The sequence below is a fragment of the Paenibacillus sp. 23TSA30-6 genome (assembly GCF_014858585.1).
GTDB lineage: Bacteria > Bacillota > Bacilli > Paenibacillales > Paenibacillaceae > Paenibacillus.
On record NZ_SLTL01000004.1, the window covers coordinates 260,355 to 267,196 of the forward strand.

Consider the following 6,842-nt stretch of genomic DNA (forward strand, 5'->3'; position numbering starts at 1 on the left):
CCTATTAGGTTAGACCCACCACATCTCGCTCAGCGGTTCTTCAATAAGGACCTGGCGAAGATTGTGAACGGCTTTAGTAAAGCCTTCCTCGACGGACATCAGACCATCCTCGTGCTCAATACTCACTACATAATCGTAACCCACCAGACGGAGAGCACTAATAATATCCGCCCAGGTTTTGATATCATGCCCATAGCCGACGGTACGGAACTGCCAAGCACGATCCAGCATATTCGTATAATCCTGCATATCGGTCAAACCGTATTTATTCACATTAATCGGGTCAATCGTCGTATCCTTGGCATGGAAATGATGAATGGCTCTCTCCCGGCCCAAAATTTGAACCGCCTGTACCGGATCAATCCCCTGCCACCACATGTGACTTGGATCAAGATTAGCACCAATGACTTCTCCCACAGCTTCACGCAGACGAAGCAAGGTTGCTGGCGTATGAACGGAGAAGCCACCGTGCAACTCCAGCCCGATTTTGACATGATGATCCGCTGCAAATTTTCCAGCTTCGGTCCAGTAAGGGATAATTTTATTTTCCCATTGCCATTTCAGTACTTCCTGAAAATCATTCGGCCACGGCGCAACAGGCCAGTTCGGGTACTTCGCATCCTCATGATCACCCGGACAGCCGGAAAAGGTGTTTACAACAGGAACTTCCAGCTTTTCCGCCAAACGAACCGTTTTAAGAAACGTTTCGTGATCGGCCTGTGCCAAATGCTTTTGCGGATGGAGCGGGTTGCCGTGACAGCTGAGTGCACTAATAGTCAGTCCACGGGACTCTACTGCTTTTTTGAAGTTTTTGAGCGCTGTTTCGTTGTCCAACAGTTCATCCGGCTTGCAGTGCCTATCGCCCGGATTACCACCTGTACCGATTTCTACTGCATCCAGTCCTTGGGAAGCTACATAGTCCAGAGCCTCTTCCAATGAACGTCCGCCGAACAATACCATAAATACTCCAAGTTTCAAACGTAATCCCTCCCTGTATCATATGTGAAAGAAGCTGCTTATCTTATAATGATGGCCTATTCGGTTGCTTACGGGCTTAATCTTAATCGAAATAGACAGCTTTTCCTGTACGAGCCGATTCATAGATAGCTTCCAAAATTTCAGTAACCACCAACGCCTGTTCGGGCTTCACAAGTGGCTCTTTATCGTCCAGAATGGCTTCGATCCACAGACGGGCTTCGCGATCCGCTTCGTTTTCCGTTTCTCCAGAGTAAAAGGCTACACCGCCCGCGTCCAGATCAATTTTCGTATCAAACAAGCGACTATTCTTCTCCCCGTTAATGCGCAGACCATCCTGCATATCGGCTCCGCCTTCAGTACCGCATAACAGCGTCTTCGCTTCGCCAAATTCTACAACGTTCAGTGCCCAACTGGATTCCAGCACAATAGTGGCTCCATTTTGCATGGTAATAAATCCGAAAGCAGAGTCCTCTACCTTAAATTCCTCAGGGTTCCACGGACCAAAGGCATTTGCCGCGTTTTTACGATCTCCAAGTTTGTGGAAGGTAGAGCCCAGCACGCTTTTAGGCTTGTAATTATCCATTAGCCAGAGAGTCAGGTCGAGCGCATGCGTCCCGATATCAATCAGCGGACCACCACCCTGCTTCTCTTCATCCAGAAATACTCCCCACGTCGGAACTGCCCGGCGACGCAGAGCAATGGCTTTGCCCAGATAAATCTCGCCAAGCTCTCCCTGCTCGACCAATTGCTTCAGATACAGGCTGTCGTTACGATAACGGTTTTGATACGCAATGGACAGCTTTTTACCTGTACGATTTGCGGCATCCAGCATTTCCCGAGCCTGCTCGGCGGTTTTGGCCATCGGCTTTTCGCACAGCACATGCTTACCTGCCTCAAGCGCGGCTACCGTAATTTCCGAGTGCGAGTCGTTGGGTGTACATACATGTACGACTTCAATATCTTTATTTTCAAGCAGCTTCCGATAATCGCTATAAACTTGTGAATCTTCAACCCCAAATTTTTCTGCCGCTTCCTCAGCACGTTCCTGAATAATGTCACAGAAAGCGACGATCTCTGCACGTTTTTGCTTGGCAAGACTAGGCAAATGCTTGCCGTTGGCAATCCCCCCACAACCAATAATTCCGATTTTGAGTGTTTTAGACATGAATATTTCCTCCCTGAGCTGCGTATTGTTGGAGCCACTTAAAGCTGGTTTCAATGCTTTCGATTGGAGGATTTGAGCTGAAATCCTGTTCCACAACAACCCAATCCACGCCTGCCTCAATAGCGGCGTCTGTAATGGCCTGAAGAAGCTGCACTTCTCCTTTGCCAAGCTCTACGGTAACTGCTTTTTGCTGCTCGTCACGTGCCATATCCTTTAAGTGAATGATAGGCAGGCGTCCGCGATAACGTCCGATGTATTCCACAGGATCATAGCCTCCGTAGTATACCCAACAAGTATCCATTTCGACCTGCAACAAATCAGCCGAAACCGCATCATATAACGCATCAAAAACCGGACGATCACCGATTTTTTCCGTCAGTTCAAAATCATGATTATGGTAAGCCAGTATCAAGCCCTGTTCCTTCACTTTTTCACCAATTCGGTTTAGGTTGGCAAAAAGCTCATCCCACTGGCGCTGCTCCTCGGTTAAATAAGGAACGATCAGGTACTTATTCCCTAATTCTTTGTGATAAGCGATCTCCTCATCCAAATGATCCAGCAAACGAGTATATTGTACATGAGTTCCGACAACTTCCAGATTCAGTTCATCCAAAAGCGCTCTGACATCCTTGGCATTGCGTCCGAAAAAGGTATGAAATTCTACCCCTTTATAGCCCAGCTCAGCTACCTTGCGCAACGTACCTTCGAAATCCTGTTCAAGCTCTTCCCTTACTGTGTACAATTGCAATCCTACTTTAGCCATTACCCTTCACCTCTTCATTTAGGATGGATGAACCGTTATGTCTGTACCATGATACAAATCTTCATCTGGCTCAAATGTACTTTCCAACGTAATATGCTTACCTTCCAATGAGGAGCGCTGAAAAGCATGCATAGCCTCTAATACATGATAGGCAAGCTCCACATTGGCACGATGGTTCTTTTCACTGCGAATGGCTCTCACCATCTCACCCGCGCCTATTCCGCGTTCGTTCTTACCACACTCAAATAAAGGTTCCACGAGCTCTGCGGTTCCCTCTCCAGATCGGCGAAGCTTGACATCTCCGTTAAAAAAGTTCGGATCAGGCAGGCTTAAGGTTCCTTCCGTACCATAAATTTCGATACGTGGCAGATCTGACGCCCCCTGAATGTCAAAGCTGGTAATGAGCGTTACAATGGGTCCGTTATGGAAATCCATCGTTCCGGCCAAATGCGTTGGTGTCTGTACCCGCAGCGGTGTGCCGCTTTTGGGACCAGAATGTATGTGACGATCAGGAATCTGAATGCCCACTGAACTACTGATTCGCCGGATCGGACCCAGCACATGGATCAGCGACGTCAAATAGTAAGGTCCCATGTCAAACATCGGACCGCCTCCAGCGGCATAGAAAAATTCCGGATCAGCATGCCACCACTCGGGGCCTCTACCCATAAAAAAGGCAGTAGCGGCTACGGGCTGCCCAATCATTCCGTTTTGTATGGCATGGCGTGCAGTCTGAATACCCGCCCCAAGAAATGTATCCGGGGCGCAGCCGACACGCAGGTTTTTTGCCTTGGCTAGATCCAGAACGCGTTTGCCATCCTCCAAGGAAACCGCCAAAGGCTTTTCACTGTACACATGCTTGCCTGCCTCCAATATCGCCATATCCGTCAGTGCATGGCTGCCAGGCACGGTCAGATTAAATACAAGCTCAATCTCAGGCTGGCGAAGCAATTCATCTACCTTGTATGCGTTTTCAATGTTAAATTCATTGGCCCTCGCTTTGGCCCTTTCCTCCAATAAATCAGCCACGGCCACCACTTCGATAAGCGGACTGTTTTGGAGATTTTCAAGATATACCGCGCTAATGTTACCGCAGCCGATAATCCCGGCCTTCATTCGTTCCACGTCGTCACACCCCCTGGCCTCCAACATGTTCTGTATTCTGCTATAAGCCTTACAGACACAATAGTATTCTATTTCCGTTTCGTTTAAAATGAATAATATGATTAAAACATGAACAATCTGGTCAATATTTGAAGCAGCCATATGCCCAAAGGAGTCATCATCATGTCTATCGTCGAGCCTTGTCAGGTTCTAACCGCAGGCTATTCCTTCCATCGTAAGCCCTTTTATTCGAACCAGCCTGAAGGGATCAAAAATTATTTGTTTCGTCTACAAACAGACGGACGCTGCCAGGCCCGCATTAACGGGGAAATGACACGGATTGAGGCGGGTGACCTGCTGCTGTTCAATCCTACCGAGCCTTATGAGCTGGACATTCACAGTGAGTTAAATCCCATGGGGGAACAGGTCGTGGAGAGCGGAGATTATCACATTTTTTTTGGAGGCTCCTGGATAGATGAGTGGTGGCACCATCACAAACGACCCAACCGCATCAAGGTCCAGCTTACCGAAGCACTGCTTGGCCTATTTCGGCAGCTTGTGATGGAGCAGCGGCGTATTTCTAATCCTTATCCTGAAATATCGAGCTATTACATGCGCATTCTTTGCCTGGAGTTTGACCGTATGTTGTCCGAGCATCCGACTTCCACCCACCATAATTATCTCGCTTATCAAATTAAAAATTATATTGAAGAAAATGCTTCTTCCAATTTTAAGCTAGATGACGTGTCCTCACACATCGGCATCAGCGTATCCAGAGCTGTGCATCTGTTCAAGGAAACATTTAATACGAGTATTATGCAGTACACACTGGATATCAGGCTCAACATGGCGAGGGAACGCATTATTTTCAGCCCCATGTCTTTGGAACAGGCAGCCGAATCGTCCGGTTTTGCAAACTATACGTATTTTCACCGCGTATTTCGCTCCCGCTTCGGCATGTCGCCCAAGGAATTCAGAGTGATCCACCGCGAGCAATTGTAATATTGGGTAAAACTAAAACCTTGAGAGAGCCTTCCTTAGCTCCATCAAGGTTTTGTTTTGTTCCGATTTTCAAAATCATACTTCTTCTGAGTTCACAAAATATTTACGGTGCAATCGTCAGCATCACTACCGACATCGGTGGCAGTGTAACATCCAAATTCTGACCTTTCTGCTGGAAGGACGTGAAGTTTTCCGTTTTTACACGCTCTGGCTGGTCAAAGGTATTGTGTGCCTGCATATCGTCGCTGGCGAGCACAACGCCGCTAATTTGCTTGACGTTATCCAGTCCTCTCAGCTCCAGATTCAAGGAAGCCGTCTCACCCGGATGGACGTTGCACAAACTCACATGAATATATCCGTCCTTCGCCTTGGAGGCGGACACACTCACCTGTGGAATGGAATGCCCATCATATTCATAATTGCCTACAGTCACATGGGCTGCCAGCGCTTGTGCATCCTGATGCACCTTGAACATTTCAAATACATGGTAGGTCGGCGTCAGTAGCATAGCGGGGCCTTCGGTCAGAACCATAGCCTGCAAAACATTGACCATTTGGGCAATATTCGTCATCTGTACACGGTCATGGTGATCTTGGAAAATGTGCAGATGCAGTCCGGCTACTAGCGCATCGCGCATCGTATTTTGCTGATATAGGAAGCCCGGATTTGTACCTGGCTCGGTCAGGAACCAGGCTCCCCATTCATCCACAATCATTCCTACCCGTTTGTCAGGATCATATCGGTCCATAATGGCCGAATGAAGAGTGATTAATTCATCCATGTGCAACGTTTTTTTCATCGTTTCGAACCATTCTGCTTCGTCAAAACCAAGCGCTTGCCGTTTCTCTTCCCAACTACCCGGAACCGTGTAGCTGTGCAAGCTCAATCCGTCCATAAATTGCCCGGCTTCGCGCATCAACACCTCGGTCCAGCGGTAATCATCCACATTCGCCCCGCCTGCAATCCGGTAGATACGGTTATCACCATAATTTCGGACATACGTCTGATAACGACGATACAGATCGGCATAATATTCCGGACGCATATTGCCGCCACAGCCCCAGTTTTCGTTACCCACGCCAAAATATTTGAGCTTCCATGGTTGCTCACGCCCGTTTTCCTGCCGCCATGTGGCCATAGGGGATTCCCCGTCAAATGTCATGTACTCTACCCACTCCGACATTTCCTGCACCGTACCACTGCCAACATTCCCGCAAATATAAGGCTCTGCGTCTAACAGCTCACACAACTGGAAAAACTCATGGGTGCCAAAATGATTATTTTCCACCACACCGCCCCAGTGCGTATTGACCATTCTTTTACGATTTTCTTTAGGTCCGATGCCATCCTTCCAATGATATTCATCCGCAAAACAGCCTCCCGGCCAACGCAGCACAGGAATGTTTAGCTTTTTGAGCGCTTCTACCACATCATTGCGAATCCCGTCCGTATTTGGAATCGGGGAATCCTGTCCAACCCACAAACCTTCATAAATACATCGTCCAAGATGCTCGGCAAATTGTCCGTAAATATTTTTATTAATAACGCCTTGCTCCCAATCCGTGTGGACAACAATAGAACCCTTCATGACAAGCCCTCCTCAAATATAGTAAAGCGTATGGGGACCATACACTTCAATGATTACGCTTTCATAAAATTAAAAAAATATGGCGTAGACCGAGGCCACTGAAAAACATGGTTCTTACAGATAGCTGAAAGAGAATCCATTAAAAAGACGACATTCATTCCTTTATTTTTGAATGAGATGTCGTCTTTTTTTTGCTTCCTCATGTCTACGAGTGCTCCTCTTTTTAGCTCATCAACTTCAAG

At 47.5% G+C, this 6,842-nt stretch carries 7 protein-coding genes; 1 reads left to right on the top strand and 6 read right to left on the bottom strand.

Annotated features, from left to right (window positions below; genetic code table 11):
• Positions 1-9: 9 nt before the first annotated feature.
• From E0698_RS05800 to E0698_RS05815, 4 genes are all read right to left on the bottom strand, one after another.
• A complete protein-coding gene (locus E0698_RS05800) occupies positions 10-978 on the bottom strand; it encodes a sugar phosphate isomerase/epimerase family protein (RefSeq protein ID WP_149093513.1) in 969 nt (322 codons plus the stop codon).
• A gap of 82 nt (positions 979-1,060) precedes the next feature.
• Entirely contained in the window at positions 1,061-2,143 is a 1,083-nt protein-coding gene (locus E0698_RS05805) for a Gfo/Idh/MocA family protein (RefSeq protein WP_134913684.1), read from the bottom strand.
• Positions 2,136-2,906 (bottom strand): sugar phosphate isomerase/epimerase family protein, encoded by a 771-nt coding sequence (locus E0698_RS05810; protein WP_192510893.1) that lies wholly within the window; start codon positions 2,904-2,906, stop codon positions 2,136-2,138. Before E0698_RS05810 ends, E0698_RS05805 begins: the two co-directional genes overlap by 8 nt.
• A gap of 18 nt (positions 2,907-2,924) precedes the next feature.
• Positions 2,925-4,031 (bottom strand): Gfo/Idh/MocA family oxidoreductase, encoded by a 1,107-nt coding sequence (locus E0698_RS05815; RefSeq protein ID WP_192510894.1) that lies wholly within the window; start codon positions 4,029-4,031, stop codon positions 2,925-2,927.
• Between the two features lie 162 nt (positions 4,032-4,193).
• Here E0698_RS05815 and E0698_RS05820 point away from each other — a divergent pair, with 162 nt between their 5' ends.
• Positions 4,194-5,012, top strand: a complete 819-nt coding sequence (locus E0698_RS05820; protein WP_134913678.1) for an AraC family transcriptional regulator — start codon at positions 4,194-4,196, stop codon at positions 5,010-5,012.
• A 103-nt stretch (positions 5,013-5,115) separates the two neighbouring features.
• On the opposite strand, the gene E0698_RS05825 is transcribed toward E0698_RS05820, so the two are convergent.
• Both E0698_RS05825 and E0698_RS26635 read right to left on the bottom strand, forming a co-directional pair.
• Positions 5,116-6,600, bottom strand: coding sequence for an alpha-N-arabinofuranosidase (locus tag E0698_RS05825; protein ID WP_192510895.1), 1,485 nt, complete (start codon positions 6,598-6,600; stop codon positions 5,116-5,118).
• Positions 6,601-6,653: 53 nt separating this feature from the next.
• Positions 6,654-6,842, bottom strand: a 189-nt coding sequence (locus tag E0698_RS26635) for a hypothetical protein (RefSeq protein WP_238353868.1), incomplete at its 5' end; no start/stop codon positions are given.

What these genes read in the sequence shown, in the direction of transcription:
- E0698_RS05805 (WP_134913684.1), bottom strand. Translation starts at nt 2,143, where the DNA reads ATGTCTAAAACACTCAAAATCGGAATTATTGGTTGTGGGGGGATTGCC.
- E0698_RS05825 (WP_192510895.1), bottom strand. Translation starts at nt 6,600, where the DNA reads ATGAAGGGTTCTATTGTTGTCCACACGGATTGGGAGCAAGGCGTTATT.
- E0698_RS05820 (WP_134913678.1), top strand. Translation starts at nt 4,194, where the DNA reads ATGTCTATCGTCGAGCCTTGTCAGGTTCTAACCGCAGGCTATTCCTTC.
- E0698_RS05810 (WP_192510893.1), bottom strand. Translation starts at nt 2,906, where the DNA reads ATGGCTAAAGTAGGATTGCAATTGTACACAGTAAGGGAAGAGCTTGAA.